The sequence below is a fragment of the Ammonicoccus luteus genome, from assembly GCF_050880385.1.
Lineage (GTDB): Bacteria > Actinomycetota > Actinomycetes > Propionibacteriales > Propionibacteriaceae > Enemella.
Genome location: NZ_JBNZCI010000007.1, coordinates 89,019 through 105,265 on the forward strand (window position 1 = coordinate 89,019; position 16,247 = coordinate 105,265).

At 68.2% G+C, this 16,247-nt stretch carries 16 protein-coding genes; 7 read left to right on the top strand and 9 right to left on the bottom strand.

Going from position 1 to position 16,247, the window contains the following annotated elements:
• Nucleotides 1-290: 290 nt before the first annotated feature.
• Nucleotides 291-1,058 carry an alpha/beta fold hydrolase gene (locus ACQ260_RS14750; RefSeq protein ID WP_432560217.1) on the top strand — a complete coding sequence of 256 codons (768 nt, stop codon included), beginning with the start codon at nt 291-293 and terminating at the stop codon, nt 1,056-1,058.
• A gap of 110 nt (nt 1,059-1,168) precedes the next feature.
• Here ACQ260_RS14750 and ACQ260_RS14755 read toward each other — a convergent pair whose 3' ends face one another.
• Entirely contained in the window at nt 1,169-3,250 is a 2,082-nt protein-coding gene (locus tag ACQ260_RS14755) for a glycoside-pentoside-hexuronide (GPH):cation symporter (protein ID WP_432560218.1), read from the bottom strand.
• A gap of 372 nt (nt 3,251-3,622) precedes the next feature.
• On the opposite strand from ACQ260_RS14755, the gene ACQ260_RS14760 reads away from it, so the two are divergent.
• Entirely contained in the window at nt 3,623-4,780 is a 1,158-nt protein-coding gene (locus ACQ260_RS14760; protein WP_432560292.1) for an MFS transporter, read from the top strand.
• 91 nt (nt 4,781-4,871) lie between these two features.
• Nucleotides 4,872-5,366 carry a DoxX family protein gene (locus tag ACQ260_RS14765; protein WP_432560219.1) on the top strand — a complete coding sequence of 165 codons (495 nt, stop codon included), beginning with the start codon at nt 4,872-4,874 and terminating at the stop codon, nt 5,364-5,366.
• A gap of 23 nt (nt 5,367-5,389) precedes the next feature.
• Here the strand turns inward: ACQ260_RS14765 and ACQ260_RS14770 are convergent, their stop codons facing one another.
• The 8 genes from ACQ260_RS14770 to ACQ260_RS14805 are packed head-to-tail and all read right to left on the bottom strand — an operon-like array spanning nt 5,390 to nt 11,677.
• Entirely contained in the window at nt 5,390-5,932 is a 543-nt protein-coding gene (locus tag ACQ260_RS14770; protein WP_432560220.1) for a DUF2617 family protein, read from the bottom strand.
• A gap of 41 nt (nt 5,933-5,973) precedes the next feature.
• Nucleotides 5,974-6,243 (bottom strand): DUF2277 domain-containing protein, encoded by a 270-nt coding sequence (locus ACQ260_RS14775; RefSeq protein ID WP_432560221.1) that lies wholly within the window; start codon nt 6,241-6,243, stop codon nt 5,974-5,976.
• 21 nt (nt 6,244-6,264) lie between these two features.
• Nucleotides 6,265-7,353 (bottom strand): hypothetical protein, encoded by a 1,089-nt coding sequence (locus ACQ260_RS14780; protein ID WP_432560222.1) that lies wholly within the window; start codon nt 7,351-7,353, stop codon nt 6,265-6,267.
• Between the two features lie 36 nt (nt 7,354-7,389).
• A complete protein-coding gene (deoC, locus tag ACQ260_RS14785; RefSeq protein ID WP_432560223.1) occupies nt 7,390-8,070 on the bottom strand; it encodes a deoxyribose-phosphate aldolase in 681 nt (226 codons plus the stop codon).
• A 13-nt stretch (nt 8,071-8,083) separates the two neighbouring features.
• A complete protein-coding gene (locus ACQ260_RS14790) occupies nt 8,084-9,019 on the bottom strand; it encodes an ABC transporter substrate-binding protein (protein ID WP_432560224.1) in 936 nt (311 codons plus the stop codon).
• Nucleotides 9,016-9,735: an ABC transporter permease gene (locus tag ACQ260_RS14795; RefSeq protein WP_432560225.1), complete on the bottom strand. Its 720-nt coding sequence runs from the start codon at nt 9,733-9,735 to the stop codon at nt 9,016-9,018. The genes ACQ260_RS14790 and ACQ260_RS14795 overlap by 4 nt, the downstream gene beginning before the upstream one ends.
• Nucleotides 9,732-10,424, bottom strand: coding sequence for an ABC transporter permease (locus tag ACQ260_RS14800; protein ID WP_432560226.1), 693 nt, complete (start codon nt 10,422-10,424; stop codon nt 9,732-9,734). Before ACQ260_RS14800 ends, ACQ260_RS14795 begins: the two co-directional genes overlap by 4 nt.
• The gene (locus tag ACQ260_RS14805) at nt 10,424-11,677 is read right to left on the bottom strand and encodes an ABC transporter ATP-binding protein (RefSeq protein ID WP_432560227.1); all 1,254 of its coding nucleotides are present in this window, start codon (nt 11,675-11,677) and stop codon (nt 10,424-10,426) included. Before ACQ260_RS14805 ends, ACQ260_RS14800 begins: the two co-directional genes overlap by 1 nt.
• 96 nt (nt 11,678-11,773) lie before the next feature.
• On the opposite strand from ACQ260_RS14805, the gene ACQ260_RS14810 reads away from it, so the two are divergent.
• The 4 genes from ACQ260_RS14810 (at nt 11,774) to ACQ260_RS14825 (ending at nt 16,225) form a co-directional block, all read left to right on the top strand.
• Complete coding sequence (locus ACQ260_RS14810) at nt 11,774-12,532, top strand: pirin family protein (protein ID WP_432560228.1); 759 nt, start codon at nt 11,774-11,776, stop codon at nt 12,530-12,532.
• Between the two features lie 9 nt (nt 12,533-12,541).
• Nucleotides 12,542-13,219: a GOLPH3/VPS74 family protein gene (locus ACQ260_RS14815; protein ID WP_432560229.1), complete on the top strand. Its 678-nt coding sequence runs from the start codon at nt 12,542-12,544 to the stop codon at nt 13,217-13,219.
• The gene (locus ACQ260_RS14820) at nt 13,219-13,872 is read left to right on the top strand and encodes a GOLPH3/VPS74 family protein (RefSeq protein WP_432560230.1); all 654 of its coding nucleotides are present in this window, start codon (nt 13,219-13,221) and stop codon (nt 13,870-13,872) included. Before ACQ260_RS14815 ends, ACQ260_RS14820 begins: the two co-directional genes overlap by 1 nt.
• A 76-nt stretch (nt 13,873-13,948) precedes the next feature.
• Nucleotides 13,949-16,225, top strand: a complete 2,277-nt coding sequence (locus tag ACQ260_RS14825) for a (Fe-S)-binding protein (RefSeq protein WP_432560231.1) — start codon at nt 13,949-13,951, stop codon at nt 16,223-16,225.
• The last annotated feature ends 22 nt before the right edge of the window (nt 16,226-16,247 follow it).

Consider the following 16,247-nt stretch of genomic DNA (forward strand, 5'->3'; position numbering starts at 1 on the left):
GGCACAAGTGCAGACCGCTTTCGGCGTGTCGGCGGCGCTCCGGTGGCCCCGATGGGTGTGTCGGCGGCCTGCCTGGCGTGGAGCTGGCTCCTCGCCTCGATGAAGCGTCTTGTCCCCAATAATTGGGACACGCGGAAACGGCCCAAGAAATGGCGCACGGAACATTCCCGTGCGAATCTGGGATCGACCTCAGGTCAGCCACCGATCGGGGCGGGAGCTAGTGCGATCTTCGGGGGGCTCCCGCGCCGGTGGGGATCCCGTCGGCCACTCGGGCTCGCCATACTGTTCCCATGACAACGCACGTCGAGCGCGGCTTCGGCGAATCCCTGGTGTTCATCCCACCACTGGGCGGCACCGCGGAACTCTTCGATAACCAGGTCCAGGAATTCTCCCGCGACTTCCGCACGATTGCCGTGACTCTGCTCGGCAACGGTCAGACCGAACCGCTCGATCCGGACACACCTGACATCATCCGCACCCACGCCCGCGAGATCGCAACCCTGCTCGGTGATCTCCAGGTCCGCCGCGCCCACATCGTGGGTGTCGGTTACGGCGGTGCGGTCGCCCAGCGGTTCGCGATCGACCACCCGGCGTCCGTCCGGCGCCTGGTGTTGTGTGACACCTGGGGGGACACCACGACGCGGACGCCGCTCGAGAAGACGCTGGCGCTCGCGATCCGGAGCAGCTCGCTCGCCTATCGCGCGGTGCCCCGTTCCCTGTTGGCCGCCGCGACCTTGAACAGCTATCTCCGGTGGCCCGCCGCCGGCCGGGTCCTGGCCGACCAGATGCGGGCTGCTCGGCTCGGGGAGCTGCGGGCGCAGTTGCGGGCCTACACGTCGATCAAACACGCCGCCGAGTTGCGTACGCTGACCTGCCCCACCCTCTGCCTCGCCGGCGACGCGGCACCATGGCTGGTCACGCTCGCGAAGCGACTCGCGATGACGATCCCGGACGCGCGGGTCGAGATCCTCAAGAACGCGTTCGAGCCGTCCCACCTGACCCAACCGGCGCTCTTCAACGAGGCCGTACGCCGGTTCCTGTCCAAGCCCGCGGGCTGAATCCTCCCGCGCAGGGAACCCGCAGAGCCAAGCGCCAGGATCAACCCCGTAACGCACGGAACCCCGCCGAGAAGGTCTCCCGGCGGGGTCGCGTGCGTACTTCGATCAGATCACCGGGCCAGGTCCGGGAACTTCTGCCGATAGGCCGCCACGATCTGCTCCACCGCGTCGTCGAGCGAGCCCTCGGTGTTGACGACGAGGTCGTAGTAGGTGTGGTCGGTCGCGTCGTACTTCATCAGTCGCATCGACATCTCGTTGCGCATCCGATCCTCGCGGGACTGGCGCTGAGCCGCCGTCTCCCGGCTGATCTTCGCGGTTTCCGCCGCGCGGTCGATCCGCACCCGGACGGGGGCTTCGAGCCGGACGTGGAACGCGCCACGCATGAGGGCCAGCACCCGCGTCGCGTCGCGGCCCAGGATGACGCCACCCTCGTCCTTGACGAACCCGATCACCTGCGTGGTGTTCTCGCGCACGACCCGCGTGTTGGACTCGGCATCCGCTCGGACCGCAGCGTCGATATCGGCGTTGCTGGTGTGGGCGAAGTCCCACAACCACCTGTTCATCGTCGGTTCGGCCTCAGCGGCGCGGTCGATCTGTTCGATCTCGCTCGAAGTGAACCTCGATCCAACGAACGGGATGCCGAGTCGTTCGGCGACCCGCTCACCGATATAGGTGCCGCCGGCGCCGTACTGCTCGTTGATCGTCACCACCGGGCGGCGCGCGACCAGCGTGCCCTCGGTGTTGATGTCGAGGCCACCGGCCTCGTCGTCAACGTCGGCCGCGCTCGCGGTGGTCCGGCGCGCGAGGAGATCGCGCACGATGTCCTTGTGCTGCTGTGCGGTGAGCGGATAGAAGAAGATCACCAACGCGGCGAGGACGCCGAACGCAGCAGGAACATAACCGGCGGCGACCCGGATGCCCTGGTCGATGCGCTCCATGGTGGCGGGATCACCCGCGTCGACGGCTGCCTTGCTATAGCCGTACAGCCCGATCACGATGCCGCCGATCCAGCCGCCGACACCCTGGCCGCACTTCCGGACGAAGGAGAGGATGGAGTACGCCGCACCCTCGGCCCGGGTGCCCGACTTCCACTCGCCGTAGTCGACGGTGTCGGCCTGCATCGAGAACATCAGCGCGTTGGTGCCACCGACGCCGAGGCCATAGATGAAGAACGCGATGACCGCGACCGCCAGCGCGCTCATGCCGTGGCCACCGGGCACGTTGGCCATGATCAGATAGGCGACGATCGCGATGAAGGCGCAGAGCACATAGCCGATGCGCTTGCCGAACTTCACGGTGATGGCCGGCACGAACGAGGCGATGATGACGGTGCCGACGGTGTTCGCGATCTGCAACCAGATAAAGCTGCTGGCGCTGCCGAGCACGATGCGGGCATAGAACATCTGGACGGCCATCAGCGTGAACATCGCACCGAGGAGGAACAGGGCGCCCAGACACAGCATCAACAGCGGCCTGTTCTGGCCGATCATCTTGAACGTGGTCGACATCTTGACCTTGCCCGGCGGCCGCTGCACGGTCTCGCGGGTGTTCAGGAAGCAGATCAGATAGAGGACGACCGCGACGGCCGCCACGACGAGGATCGTGATCGTGAACTTCATCCGGATGTCCGGTGCCTGCAGCGCCTCCTTGCTGAACTGCGGCGCCAGGAAGATGGCCAGCAGCACGCCGGTGACGGAGGAGGCGATCGACCGGGCGCCCGCGAGCCGGGAGCGGTCGACAGCGCTCTGGGTCATGGCCGCGGACAGCGAGCCATAGGGGATGTTCACGAACGAATAGCACAGCTGGAACGCCGCATCGAACAGCAGGATCCACGCGACGGTGACCGGCCCGGACAGCCCGGCCGGGGTGCTGAACAGGGCCACGAGGACTGCCGCGAGCGGAAGGCTGCCCCAGAGCAGCCATGGCCGCAGCCGTCCCCAGCGGGTATTGGCCCGGTCCACCGTCTGGCCGGCCACGAGGTCGGAGATGCCGGCCCAGATCTTGGTGACGCCATAGATCGTGCCGGCTGCGGCGGCAGAGATGCCGGCGATATCTGTCATGTACGCCATCAGGAACAGCGACGTCATCATGAACGAGAGGTTGTTCGCGACGTCGCCGAGGGCGTACGAGATCACCCTGCCCTGGGACAGCTTCTGAACGGAGGCCGGCTGGGCGCCAGCAGTGGTTGCCATGGGGCGGCTCCTTCCACAAGGCCGGCACCGTCGCCGGCTGCTCCACGGGGGGCCACGGAGAACCGGGCTGCGTGTTAGTTCTTCATCCTGCCCATCCGGTCGGTTTTGTGCCTGCTGTTGCCAGATGTTTTCCGTCAAGCACCGTCCAGGGCGCGAATGTGCCCCGGCCGTTGGGAAATCGAAGCAGAGTTACAGTGGAAGAGGCCCGCGCCCGGAGGAGGTCCATGCAGTCGTGAACAGCCGCACTGTCCTCCCGTCCCCGTCGCCCGTCGCTGCTCCTGCGAGGGCCAATCCTTTGCCGGGGAGGAACGAGCCCTGACCCGACCGCCGCGCGTTCCGGGTCACCGGCCCGGAGAGCCGGCGTACCGCCGCATCACCCTCTGTCTCTTCCTCGCCGGCCTAGCCACGTTCGCCCTCCTCTATGTCCCGCAGCCGCTGCTGCCCGAGCTATCCGCCCAGTTCCAGGTGCCCGCCGCGTCCGCGACCCTCGCGGTCTCGCTCGGCACTCTGGGGTTGGGCATCGCCCTGCTGTTGGCCGGGCCGGCGACCGAGTTGTGGGGGCGGACCCCGCTCATGTTGATCTCCCTGTTCTCCTCCAGCGCGGTCGGCATCGCCTGCGCGCTCGCGCCGACCTGGGAGGTCTTCCTCGCCCTCCGCCTCCTCCAGGGACTCACGCTCGCGGGTCTCCCGGCGGTCGCGACGGCGTACCTCCGCGAAGAAGTCCACGCCTCCGCCTCCTCGCGCGCGACCGGGCTCTATATCGGCGGCACAGCGATCGGCGGGATGAGCGGACGCCTGATCGTGGGTGCGGTGACCGACCTGTTCGGCTGGCGTTGGGCATCGGCGGCCATCGGGCTGCTCGGGTTGGCATGTGCGGTGATCGTGCTCGTGTTCCTGCCGCGGTCACGCAATTTCCATCCGGTCGCGGCCAGGCCGGTCGCGGTCCTGCGGCTGTTCGGGCGGGCGATCACCGACCCGGCACTCCTCGCGCTCTATGGCATCTCGGGCACGCTGATGGGCGGGTTCGTCGCCGTCTACAACGCCATGGGGTTCCGGCTGGCCGAACCACCCTATGGGTTGCCGCTGTCGGTCGCGTCCCTGGTCTTCGTGAGTTATGCGATCGGGTCGTTCTCCAGTTCGTACGCCGGCTCGCTCGCCGATCGCTTCGGGCATCGACGAGTGGTGCCCTGGGCGGTGCTGCTGTGCCTCGCCGGTCTGGCCATCATGGCCGCGCGACCGCTGGGCTTGATGATCGCCGGCATGGTGCTGATGACCGCCGGATTCTTCGCGGCCCACGGCGTCGCGAGCGGGTGGGTGGCCGCCCGGTCGGCCGCCCGGGGTGGGGGCGCGGGGCAGGCAGCGTCGCTGTATCTGTTTGCGTACTATCTCGGCTCGTCGGTCTTCGGTGGGCTCGTCGGGACAGCCTGGGACAGGTTCCATTGGTTGGGCGTCACCGCCCTGGTGGCGGTCCTCTGGCTGGTTGCGCTGGGGCTATCGCTGCTGTTGCGGCGGATCCCGGCGATCAGCTGAACCCGCCTGGGCAACGCACGGCGTTGATCCCGGATCCCCCGGGCCGCACGCCCTAGTCTTTGGGCTGTCCACGCAAGGAAGGCTCTGAAGCATGTCCGGTTTTCTCAAGGTCCTGCAGGACCTCGCCCTGCTTATCGCGCGCGTCGCCTTCGGGGCCGTCCTCGTGTTCCGTGGCTGGCGCCGCTGGACGTCAGACGGCGGGATGCAGGGGCAGATCGACTATCTTCGGCAGTTCAACACCCCGGCACCGGAGTTGCTCGCCTGGGGCGGGACGCTGCTGGAGATGATCGGTGGTGTCTTCCTGATCTTCGGCCTGTTGACGCCGCTGGTGGCGCTTGCCGTGGTCGTCCAGCAGGGCATGATCATCGCGTGGACCAAGTGGTTCCGTGGGCCATGGCTGGAGAACGGCGGTTATGAATACAACGGGATCCAGGCCGCGCTTGCGTTGCTGTTCACCGTGTTCGGCGCCGGCCGCCTCGCCATCGATCGCCTGTTCCGTCGCAGCAAGGACAACGATCCGCTGCTCGACGACGATTTCGGCACCACGCGCGGTGGAGCCACCCGCGACGACTCCGGCCCCGCCTGAGGGACGCCCCGGCCGACCGCGCGTCAGACTGCTGCGCGGCTGATCAGGCTGGACGAGGTGACGATGTCGGCGTTCTCGGGAAACAGGTGCCACGTCTCCCAGCGCAACACGTCGGCGTCGACGGTCGCACCGATCGCGGTGAAGGCCAAGGCGTCGCCGGCGAACCGGACAACGAGAGAGATGTCGTGGGCTCGGCAGCGCCGGTCGATCTCGTCCGCGCGGGCACCGAAATCCCCTTGGGTGTGCGCCTGTTCGACCGCCACGGTCACGCGGTGCCGCAGGCCGGGCGCGATCAGACTGTCGCTCTCCGACGGGTGCGCTGTGGTGGGGCCGGTGTCACACGCCAGCGTTTCTGCCCAAGCCCACTGCGGCGTTCGGAGAACGACTTGGTGGGAGGCGCCGAGGACACGGAGCTCCGTGGCGTACTCGAAGAAGACCGGACCCGGCCGCGTGGCCAGCGCAGGACGCAGCGAAGTTCCGTCCACCGGGCCGATCACGAGCCGCAGATCGGCGGCGCGGGCGTCGAGGAACGGGGCTGGGGCTTCTACAGCGATCGGGGACAGCACCGCAGCAAACTAGCCCGCGTGGCGGCCACCTCGGTGCCGGCTCAGGAGGCGAAACGAGCCCTCGAGCGCTCCTTGGCCTTCGCGGCCTCCTCGGCCCGGTTCTTCGGCGGCGCGGCTGTGACCAAGCCATCGACGAGTCGGCGGGTGATCTCCGCGATCTCCGCCACCGCCCGGTCGAAGGTCTCCTGGTTGGCTTGGCTGGGTTTGGTGGTGCCGGCGATCTTGCGGACATATTGCAGCGCCGCTGCGGTGACCTCGTCGTCGGTCGCCGGCGGCTCGAAGTTGTGCAGGGTGCGGATGTTGCGACACATGGCTCCAGCGTCGCACAGGGCTCAGCAGCTGACGGCCCCGCCGCCATCCACCCGGCAGCCCGTGCCGGCCTCGATGGAGACGTCGGTCGGGGTGACGGCGTAGTTCATGCGCACGCCGCGGGCGAAGCCCGCCTGTCCCGTGCGCTGGTTCGCGCTGGCGACGAACCACTTCATGCGGTTGAGCTCCCGGCTGGCGGGGAGGACCGTGTCGAGTTCTTCGGCCGGATCGAGTCGCTCGGGGTCGTTGATGCGGCCGGTGAAGGTGATGTCGCTGAGATGGGCGGGATCGGCCGACTGGCGCGCGGTGAAGCTCCAGGCGGCACCGTTGGCTGTCCGCTGGCACTGGAGGACCTCCGTGCCGGCATCACAGCGATAGCCGGCCTGCGCAGCCTTGTCACGGACGGCACCGAGGTTGCCGGGGATGTAGGTGCCGACGGTCGGTCCGCTCCAGGTGCGGGCAACGGTGAAGGTGCCATCGGCCCACCCGGCCCGCCCCCACGGGCCGGTGACGTCCTGCGCGGAGTTCTGGCCGGCGGTGAGTGCGGCTCGGGCGGTGCGCTGCCCGTTCTGGTCGGGCACGCTCAGGTCGACGGCGCGGGTGGCCGCCGCGGTGCCCTCCTGCGTGAGCTGACCGTGCGGCTGGACATGCACACGCATGATTTCCCCACTCGTCGGCCCGGCGAACTCGATCGCGAGCTTGTCCGTCTCGGTGAACCGTGCGCACAGCCGATGGAAGTGCAGGTCGGTCGCGGCGCCCTCGTCGGAACAGGTGAACCCCTCGTCGCGAAGGAACGAGGTCAGCTCCTTCGCGTTCCCATCGGCGCTGCGCCATGCCGAGTCGATCCGTGAGTTGATGGGCCAGAACCGGTTGCCCGTCCAGGCGACACCGAGCACGAGCGCGATGATCGCCAGCAGCGAGATCAGACCCACCGGCGTGATGCCGCCACCCGGCCCCTTCGCGGGCTCCTGGTCCTGCGCTGCCGGGGATTGCTGCTGCGGTGGGGCCGCGAGACCGTCCTGTGCGAACTGCGCCTGCTGGGCAGGAAGTTGGATCGGCGGCGGCGGGGTCTGCCCGGGCCCCGGCCCGCCCCCGAAATCGAAGTTCGACACAGCGCCAGACTAGTTGGGGCCCGGGCCGGTCAGGGTTCAGTCCGGGCAGCCCGCGAGGACCCCCCGGGTGCCGGAAAGGCCCAGTCGGCTGGCGCCTGCCTCGATCATTGCGATGGCTGTGGCATGGTCACGGATGCCGCCCGAGGCCTTGACACCGAGTCGGTCGCCGACGGTCTCCCGCATGAGGCGGACCGCCTCGACGGAGGCGCCGCCGGCCGGGTGGAAGCCGGTCGACGTCTTGACGAAATCGGCCATCGCTTCCTCGGCCGCATGGCACGCCGCGACGATCTGGTCGTCGGTGAGCGCGGCGGCCTCGATGATGACCTTGAGCAGGGCGCCGCTCGTGGCCTCACGGACAGCCCGGATGTCGGCGGTCACGAGATCCAACCGACCCTCACGGACAGCTCCGACATCGATGACCATGTCGACCTCGTGGGCACCGTCCTCGACCGCCCGGGCGGCTTCGGCCGCCTTGACCTCCGGCACGTGCTTGCCGGAGGGAAATCCGCACACGGTCGCGATCTTGACGTCGCCGAGCTCGAGCGGAACTCCACCTAGCACGGCTGCGCTCAGCATCGAAGGCGAGATGCAGACCGAAAAGGCCCCGAGTTCGACCGCCTCGGCAGCCAAGGCTCGGACATCGGCCACGGTGGCCTCGGGCTTGAGCAGGGTGTGGTCGATGAACTGGGCCAACTCGGCCCGGCTGAGTGCCGTCATGACCGCGATCCTCTCACGCCAGCCCCTTCTCCTTCAGCCAGTCACCTGCTGCCTCGTCCGGGTTGCGGCGGTCCACGTCGACCTGCTTGTTCATCGCGACCAGGTCCTCGGTCTTCAGTTCTGCCTGGACCGCATTGACCGCGTCCACGGCCGCGGTGTTGTCCTTCACGTCAGCGCGAAGGAGCGGGATCACCGGCTGCGGGAGGATCATGACCTCGGGATCCTCGAGCATGACCAGATCGTTGTCACCGATGGCGGCGTCGGTGGTGAAGAACGTCGCGACCTGAATCGTGTCGGAGGTGAGATCGCGCACCTTCACCGCGAGCGCGTCATAGGTGCGGAATTCCTTGAAGGTCGCCCGATAGATGGCCTCCAGCCCGGGCGGGCCATAGGCACGGTCCTTCAGCTCAGCGGGCCCGCCGAGAATCGCGTCGCCGGCGATCTTGGACAGATCCGCGAGGGACTTGATGCCGTGCTCATCGGAATAGGCGCGGGTGACGCAATAGACGTCCTGATTGGCGGCCTCCGCGGCGGTGAGCACCGCAAGGTCGGGCGCGACGGCTTCGGCCAGGGCGGCCTCGATCTCCTGGGCAGTGCTGGCCGGGTTCTCCTCATCGACGTATTGCAACAGGTTGCCGCCGTATTCCGGGACCATCTGGATCGACCCGTCCCGCAGCGCCCGCAGATAGACCTCACGGCTGCCGATGCCGTGTCGCGTCGAGGCGTCCACACCCTTGGCCTTCATGGCCTGGGCATAGAGCTCGGCGATCACCATGGACTCGGTGAAGTTCGCGGAGCCGACGATGACCGAGCCACCCCCGCCCGCGCCCGCACCGCCGGGACTGGGGCTGGAGGTGGGGGCGAGCGGGTTCTGGTTCGCGCCGCACGCGGAGAGAGGGACGGCTGCGGCCGCAGCCGCACCAAGGATGAGCAGGGTCCTGCGCTTCATGCCGAAGCTCCTTCGCTGTCGGGACCAGTGTTGGCCTCGTCAAACAAGTCCGTGCGCACCTTGCGCCGGCCGGTCGTGCGTCGCTGAGCCATCAGCGCCAATCCACCGAGCAGCAGATCGGCCAAGAGGGCCAACACCATCACCAACAATGCCCCGGTGATCATCTCAGGATAACCGTCGGCCCGCTTCTGACCGTCCAGGACATATCTGCCCAGGCCGCCCGAGGCTGCCATCGCCGCGACGGTCGCGGTGGCGATGACCTGCAGGGCTGCGCTGCGGATGCCGCTGATGATGAGCGGGGAGGCGAGGGGCAACTCGACCTTGGCGACCTGCTGGCCACCCGTCATGCCCATCGCGGCCGCGGCGAGAACCGCGTCCGGGTCGGCGGTGCGGAACCCCACGACGGTTGCGTTGAGGATCGGCGGGATCGCGAGCACCGTGAGGGCGAGGATCACCGGGATCGCCCCGGTCCCGAGCAGGAGCACCACCAGGACGAGCAGACCGAGGGTCGGCAGCGCTCGCGTGGCGTTCGCCAGGCCCGCGACCAGGACGTTGCCCCGCCGCGTGTGGCCGATCAGGATGCCCAGCGGGAGCGCGATGAGGATCGCCAGCGCGAGACTCGCTCCCGAATAGAGCAGATGCTCCACGAGCCGTGCCGGGATGCCCTCGGGCCCGGACCAGCTGGCCGGGTTCAACAGATGCTCGAAGAGATTCATCGCCGCACCCCCGTGAGGCGCCTGCCCAGGAGCCGCCCACCGCTGCGCTGGCCAAGCCCGAACCAGGGCAGGAGCACCCGCTGCAGCCCGAGGATCGACAGATCGGCCAGCAGCGCCATCACCAGGATGATCACGATGCCGGCCACGATCGGGGTCATGAAGCCGCCGGCGAACCCGCGGTCGAACAGCTGCCCGAGCGCGCCGTTGCCGATGACCGCGCCGACGGACACCAGCGAGATCGTCGACACGGTGGCGACGCGGAGTCCGGCAAATATGACAGGCAGCGCAAGGGGAAACTCCACCCCGAGGACACGACGCAGCGGCCCATAGCCCATCGCCACTGCCGCCTGCCGCACCGTCGGATCAACCCCCGCAAAACCGTCACGGACACTGCGGACCAACAACGCGAACGTATAGACCGCCAGCGCGCCGATCACGTTCAACGGATCGAGGATGCCCGTGCCCAGAATCAGCGGCATCGCCACGAACAGCGCGATCGACGGGATCGCGTAGAGCAGGCCGACCACGGCCAGCCAGATCCCGGCCGACCGGCCTGTGCGGAACACGGCATATCCGACCGGCAAGGCCAGCGCGAGCCCCGCGATCACCGCGATCAACGACCACAGCGCATGCTGTCCGGTGAGCGCAAGGATCTGATCGACGTTGCGTTGGAGCCAGGCCCAGTCCATCAGGACTCCCGCCCCGGGGCCGGTTGTGCCCTGTTCTCGACAGCCTTCTCCTCGGCGGCCTTCTCCTCGACAGCCTTCTCCTCAGCGGCCGGGTGCTCGGCGGTCTGGTCCTGCGCCGTCTTGTCCTCGGCCGTCTCGGCAGCCGTCGCCTCATCCGCTCGACTCAGTTGGTGCCGGGCCAGGGTGGCCCGGTGCTGCTGAACCTGTGCCATCACCTCGGCCGAGGTGAGCACTCCGGCATAGCGCCCGGTCGAGTCCACCGCGACCGCGCGGCCGACCGGGGAGGTGAGCGCTGCTTCCACCAGGTCTCGCAGGGGAGCGCCCGGGTGGTTGAAAGTCTCGCCCAGCGTCAGCAGGCGTCCCGGCTGCTCGGCGGCCGCCCACCCCTGCGGGTGCCCACCGGCATCGACAACCAGCACCGGCTCGGCCCGGTCGTCTGATTTCCCGAACGCCGTCGCGGCATTGCGCACGGTCCGCACGCGACCCAGTTGCGGCTTCGGGATCTCGGCGAACCCGAGCGAGCGATAGCCCCGGTCCTTGCCGACGAAGTGCGCCACGAACTCGTCGGCCGGGTCGTCGAGGATCTCCTCCGGGGTGCCGAACTGGGCGAGGATCCCCCCGGGACGCAGGACGGCGATCTGATCGCCCATGTCGATCGCCTCCTCCATGTCGTGGGTGATGAGAACGATCGTCTTGTTCAGTTCGCGCTGGAGCTCTTTGACCAACTCGCGGAGGTCGGCACGCACCACGGGGTCGACAGCCGAGAACGGTTCGTCCATCAGCAGCAGGAGCGGGTCGGCGGCGAGCGCACGCGCCACGCCCACCCGCTGTTGCTGGCCACCGGACAACTGGGCCGGGAAGCGGTTGCCCAGCCGTGCCTCCAGGCCCACCTGTTCCAGCAGACGCCGCGAGCGCAGGAGAGTCTTCTGCTCATCCCAGCCGAGCAGCTCGGGGACGGTGCCGATGTTCTCCAGCACGGTCTTGTGCGGGAACAGACCGCCGTTCTGGATCACATAACCCATCTGGCGGCGCAGCGTGGTCCGCCGCATGCTCTTGATGGGATCACCGTCCCAGAGAATGCGACCTGAGGTCGGCTCGATCATGCGGTTGATCATCCGCAGGATGGTCGTCTTCCCGCAGCCCGACGGCCCGACCAGCACCGTGATCCCGTCGGACGGGATGGTCAGATCGAGATCGGTCACCGCCTCGGTGCCGTCGGGATAGGTCTTCGCGACCGATTCGAATTGGAGCACGCCGGTCCTCGGAGTCGGGGGATCGTTTCGCCCCGACCCTAACGTGCCGGTCGGACATTCTGCGGGACCGCAGGCGGAGCGGGCTAATCTTCGTCCGTGGAAATCAGGCGCTCGGCAGAGCGTGAGATCACGCGCCTCGACTGGCTGGTCTCCCGCTCCAGCTTCTCCGGCGCGGTTTCCTTCGATCCCCGATTCGGCCATCCGCGCAACACCCACCACGGGCTGCTCGTCACCCACAACGAGGACACCGTCGAAGCCGGCTGGGGTTTCGACACGCACCGGCACCGCAACATGGAGATCGTCACCTGGGTCCTGTCGGGGTCGGTGGTGCACATCGACGATCGCGGCCACACCTCGGTGATCACCCCGGGTCAGGCCCAGCGGATGACCGCCGGCACCGGAATCCTCCACTCCGAGCGCAACGACGCCTGGCGGCACGACCCGTCGATCCCGCGGCACGACGACCCCGCGCACGTCGTGCAGATGTGGGTGGTCCCGGACGCGGTCGGCGTACCCCCCTCCTATGCCCAGGCCGACGTCACCCCCGCGCTCGAGTCCGGGGAGCTCATTCCGATCGTCTCGGGGCTGCCGGCGCACCGGGGCGCGGCGTTGGGTTTGCAGAACGGGTACGCGGGGTTGTCCGTCGCCCGGCTCCGGGCATCGGGTGCGGTGGAGTTGCCGGCGGCGGCGTACATGCATCTGTTCGTCGCACGCGGAGCGGTCGACCTGGAAGGCGCCGGTCGACTGGACCAGGGCGATGCCGCGCGCCTCACCAACGACGGCGGTCATCGGGTCACGGCATTGGCGGACGCGGAGATCCTCGTCTGGGAGATGACGCGGGGTCTCGCCAGCTAACCTGAACTCATGAGCGCGCCGTTGATCGCCGAAGACCTGCTGTTGCTCCTCACCCACGAGCAGAAGGGCACCGTCCGGTCGTCCGAGAGCGCGGACTTCGTCCTGGCCGGTGCCCTGCTCGCAGAGCTGACGCTGTCCGGTCGGGTCCGCATCACGGAAAAGGGTGAAACCTCCCACAAGGCGAGTCGCGTCACCGTCGTGGACCCCTCGCCCACCGATGACGAGATCCTCGACGGAGCTCTCGCACGGCTGAGCACCAAGCCCGACTGCAAACCGCAGAAGGCCATCGAGTTGCTCACCAAGAAGGTGCGCCGCCCCCTGCAGGACCGCTTGGTGGAGCGTGGCTTCCTGCGTCATGAGCGGTCCCGTTTTGTCGGCTTCAACAAGTGGCCGGAGGCCGACGGCCGCCACGAGGCAGAACTCCGGGCCGGCCTCTTCCGCGTGCTGGTGCAGAACGAGGAGCCGACGGTTCACCAGGCGACGCTCATCGCACTGTTGTCCGCCCTGAAGATCGTCGACAAGGTGCTCGCCGAGGACGTTTCGACGATCGACAAGAAGGCCGTGCGCAAGCGGGCGGACGAGCTGCGGAAACAGAACTGGACCTCCGAGGCAGCGCGCAAGGCGATCGAAGCCGCGGCAGCGACCGCGGCGATCATCGCCAGCACCGCCGCCTCCGCCGGCAGCTGATGTCGGAGTTCCTGCTGGCGGAGGACCTCGCTCTGCTCCTGTTGCACGACGAGACGGGCTGGCTCCGAGGCCAGCACGCGGACATCGCTCTGGCGGGTGCGGTGCTCACCGAACTGGCCATCCGCGGCCGAATCCGGCTGACCGAGAAGGGCGAGCGGGACGTCCGACCCAATCGAGTGACCGTCGTCGACGACTCCGCGACCGATGACCCGCTCCTCGACGAGGCCTTGGCCCGGCTGGCGGCACGGCGCGCACGCTTCCAGCAGACGTCGGTGCAGCTCCTGCGCGGGCGGGCCAAGCCGGCCATTCTCGACCGGCTGGTCGACCGCGGCGTCCTCGAGCGCCGGGAGGTGAAGCTCCTCGGCCTCATCCCGTTGAAGACCTATCCGATGCGGGACCACACCTACGAGGACGGATTGCGGCGCCGGCTGTTCACCGTGCTGGTGCGCGACGAAGAACCCACCGTGCGCGATGCGTGCCTGATCGCCCTGCTGTCCGCCATGGGGTTGGCGGCCAAGACGATCGCCGAGGACGTGTCGACCGTCGACAAACGAGCCATCCGACGCCGGGCGAACGCGATGCGTCGCCAACACTGGGCGGCCGAAGCGGCGTACCGTCTCATCCAGGCCCAGGAAGGTGCCGCGGCCGGCTGAGATCAGTGGGTCGACGCTGCCGGCTACTGATGAGTAACATTGAGGCACTCGATCGAGCACTCAAGGGAGCGTGACCGTGAGAACCGTGGCAATCGTCCTCGCCCTGCTGATCACCGTCGTCGGCGTGGCGTTGTTCGCCCGAGCGGTGGCGCGCATCGTCGGCGTCGTGAAGGTCGGGCAACCGACCCTCGGTCGCGGGGACGATCCCGGTCGACGTTGGCGGAACCTGCTGGTCGAGTCGTTCGGACACACCCGGATGCTCCAGTTGAGCGGCGTCGGAGCGGCGCACTGGGTCGTGTTCATCGGATTCATGTTCCTGTTCCTGACCCTCGTCACCGCTTATGGGCAACTCTTCGACCCCGCCTTCGCGCTCCCGCTGATCGGGCATTTCTTCCTCTATGAATGGCTGACCGAGGCCATCGCCTGGGTGATGATCATCAGCATCCTGGCGTTGATGGCGATCCGGTTCTTCGGGGTCGGCGTCGGAAAGGGTCGCTTCTTCGGGTCGCGAACCTGGCAGGCGGTCTATGTCGAGCTGACGATCCTCGGCATCGGCCTGTGCATCCTTTTCCTGCGGGCCCTGGAGTTCCAGCTGCCCGAGACCGGCGGCCGCTTCCACTTTCCGCTGACCTGGTTCCTGCTGCCGGCCGGGTTGGCGCCGGCGACGGTCGGCACCGGGATCGTGCTCCTTGCCGCGCTCAAGATCATCATCTCGATGGCGTGGTTCTGCGTGATCGGGCTCAACCTCACCATGGGCGTCGCCTGGCACCGCTTCACCGCTTGGCCCAACATCTGGTTCAAGCGGGAGTCCAGCGGCGCGACCGCCTTGGGCGCGGCGCAGCCACTGAACGTCGCCGGGTCACCCCTCACAATGGAGTCGATCGAGGATCTCGAGGAGGACGCGGTCGAGCGGCTCGGCGTCGGCCGGATCGAGGACTTCAGCTGGAAGGGCCTGCTCGACTTCACCTCGTGCACCGAGTGCGGGCGCTGCCAGTCGCAGTGCCCGGCCTGGGCGACCGACAAGCCGCTGTCGCCGAAACTGCTAATCATGGGCTTGCGGGAGCATGCGTACGCGAAGGCGCCCTGGCTCCAGGCCGCGGAATCGGCGCGCGCCGGCCTGCCCGAGACCCTGCGCACCGAGGCCGAACGCCCGCTGGTCGCCGAGGGCGCCCCCGATGCGGCCGCCCAGGCCCACGGCGGGCCGATCCAGGTGTCTGCCGACGGCGCCGTGGGGGTGATCGACCCGGACGTGCTGTGGTCCTGCACGACCTGTGGAGCATGCGTGCAGCAGTGCCCGGTCGACATCGAGCACGTGGACCACATCCTCGATATGCGGCGCTTCGAGGTGCTGGTGAAGTCGGAGTTCCCGGAGGAGCTCAACACGCTCTACAAGGGCCTCGAGTCCAAGGGCAACCCCTGGAATCTGAACAAGAAGGGCCGGCTGGATTGGGCGAAGGGCCTGCCGTTCGAGGTCCCCGTGGTCGGCACGGACGTCGAGGATCTCACGTCGGTCGACTATCTGTTCTGGGTCGGCTGCGCGGGCGCCTTCGAGGACCGCGCCAAGAAGACCACCCAGGCCGTGGCGGAGTTGCTGCACACGGCGGGCGTCACGTTCGCCGTCCTCGGCAAGAACGAGACCTGCACCGGCGATTCGGCGCGCCGGTCCGGCAACGAGTTCGTCTATCTTCAGCTCGCCGAGGAAAACAAGGAGACACTGACCGACGCCAAAGCCCAGAAGGTCGTGACCACCTGCCCGCACTGCCTGAACACGCTGCGCAACGAATACCGGCAGCTCGGGCTGGAGTTGGACGTCGTGCACCACACGCAACTGCTCAATCGCCTGGTCCGTGACGGCAAGCTGGTCCCGGCAGCGGCGCCGGCCGGCACGGCCGCCGGGCGGACGATCACCTATCACGACCCGTGCTATCTGGGTCGGCACAATCAGGTCTTCGCGCCGCCCCGCGAACTCCTCGGCGGAATCCCCGGCGCAACGGTCACCGAGATGCCGCGGCACGGATCGACCTCCTTCTGCTGCGGAGCAGGGGGCGCCCGGATGTGGATGGAGGAGCGGATCGGCACCCGCGTGAACATCAACCGGACGCAGGAGGCACTCACCGTGCTCGGCCAGTCCGAGAACGCGGCCGTGGCGACCGGATGCCCCTTCTGCCGCGTGATGATCTCGGACGGGGTCACGGCGGAGCAGGCCGACGGCCGCGGCGAGAACGTCGAGGTGCTCGACGTCGCACAGCTGTTGCTGGAGTCCGTGCGGAGGGCGCCCGCGGAACAGTCCACCATCCCGCCGGCCACCGAGACCACCCCGCCGGCCACGCCGGAAAGCCCGGGTGCACAATAAAAGGACATATCGACTCATCGAG

What these genes read in the sequence shown, in the direction of transcription:
- ACQ260_RS14750 (WP_432560217.1), top strand. Translation starts at nt 291, where the DNA reads ATGACAACGCACGTCGAGCGCGGCTTCGGCGAATCCCTGGTGTTCATC.
- ACQ260_RS14755 (WP_432560218.1), bottom strand. Translation starts at nt 3,250, where the DNA reads ATGGCAACCACTGCTGGCGCCCAGCCGGCCTCCGTTCAGAAGCTGTCC.
- ACQ260_RS14765 (WP_432560219.1), top strand. Translation starts at nt 4,872, where the DNA reads ATGTCCGGTTTTCTCAAGGTCCTGCAGGACCTCGCCCTGCTTATCGCG.
- ACQ260_RS14775 (WP_432560221.1), bottom strand. Translation starts at nt 6,243, where the DNA reads ATGTGTCGCAACATCCGCACCCTGCACAACTTCGAGCCGCCGGCGACC.
- deoC (WP_432560223.1), bottom strand. Translation starts at nt 8,070, where the DNA reads ATGACGGCACTCAGCCGGGCCGAGTTGGCCCAGTTCATCGACCACACC.
- ACQ260_RS14790 (WP_432560224.1), bottom strand. Translation starts at nt 9,019, where the DNA reads ATGAAGCGCAGGACCCTGCTCATCCTTGGTGCGGCTGCGGCCGCAGCC.
- ACQ260_RS14795 (WP_432560225.1), bottom strand. Translation starts at nt 9,735, where the DNA reads ATGAATCTCTTCGAGCATCTGTTGAACCCGGCCAGCTGGTCCGGGCCC.
- ACQ260_RS14800 (WP_432560226.1), bottom strand. Translation starts at nt 10,424, where the DNA reads ATGGACTGGGCCTGGCTCCAACGCAACGTCGATCAGATCCTTGCGCTC.
- ACQ260_RS14815 (WP_432560229.1), top strand. Translation starts at nt 12,542, where the DNA reads ATGAGCGCGCCGTTGATCGCCGAAGACCTGCTGTTGCTCCTCACCCAC.
- ACQ260_RS14820 (WP_432560230.1), top strand. Translation starts at nt 13,219, where the DNA reads ATGTCGGAGTTCCTGCTGGCGGAGGACCTCGCTCTGCTCCTGTTGCAC.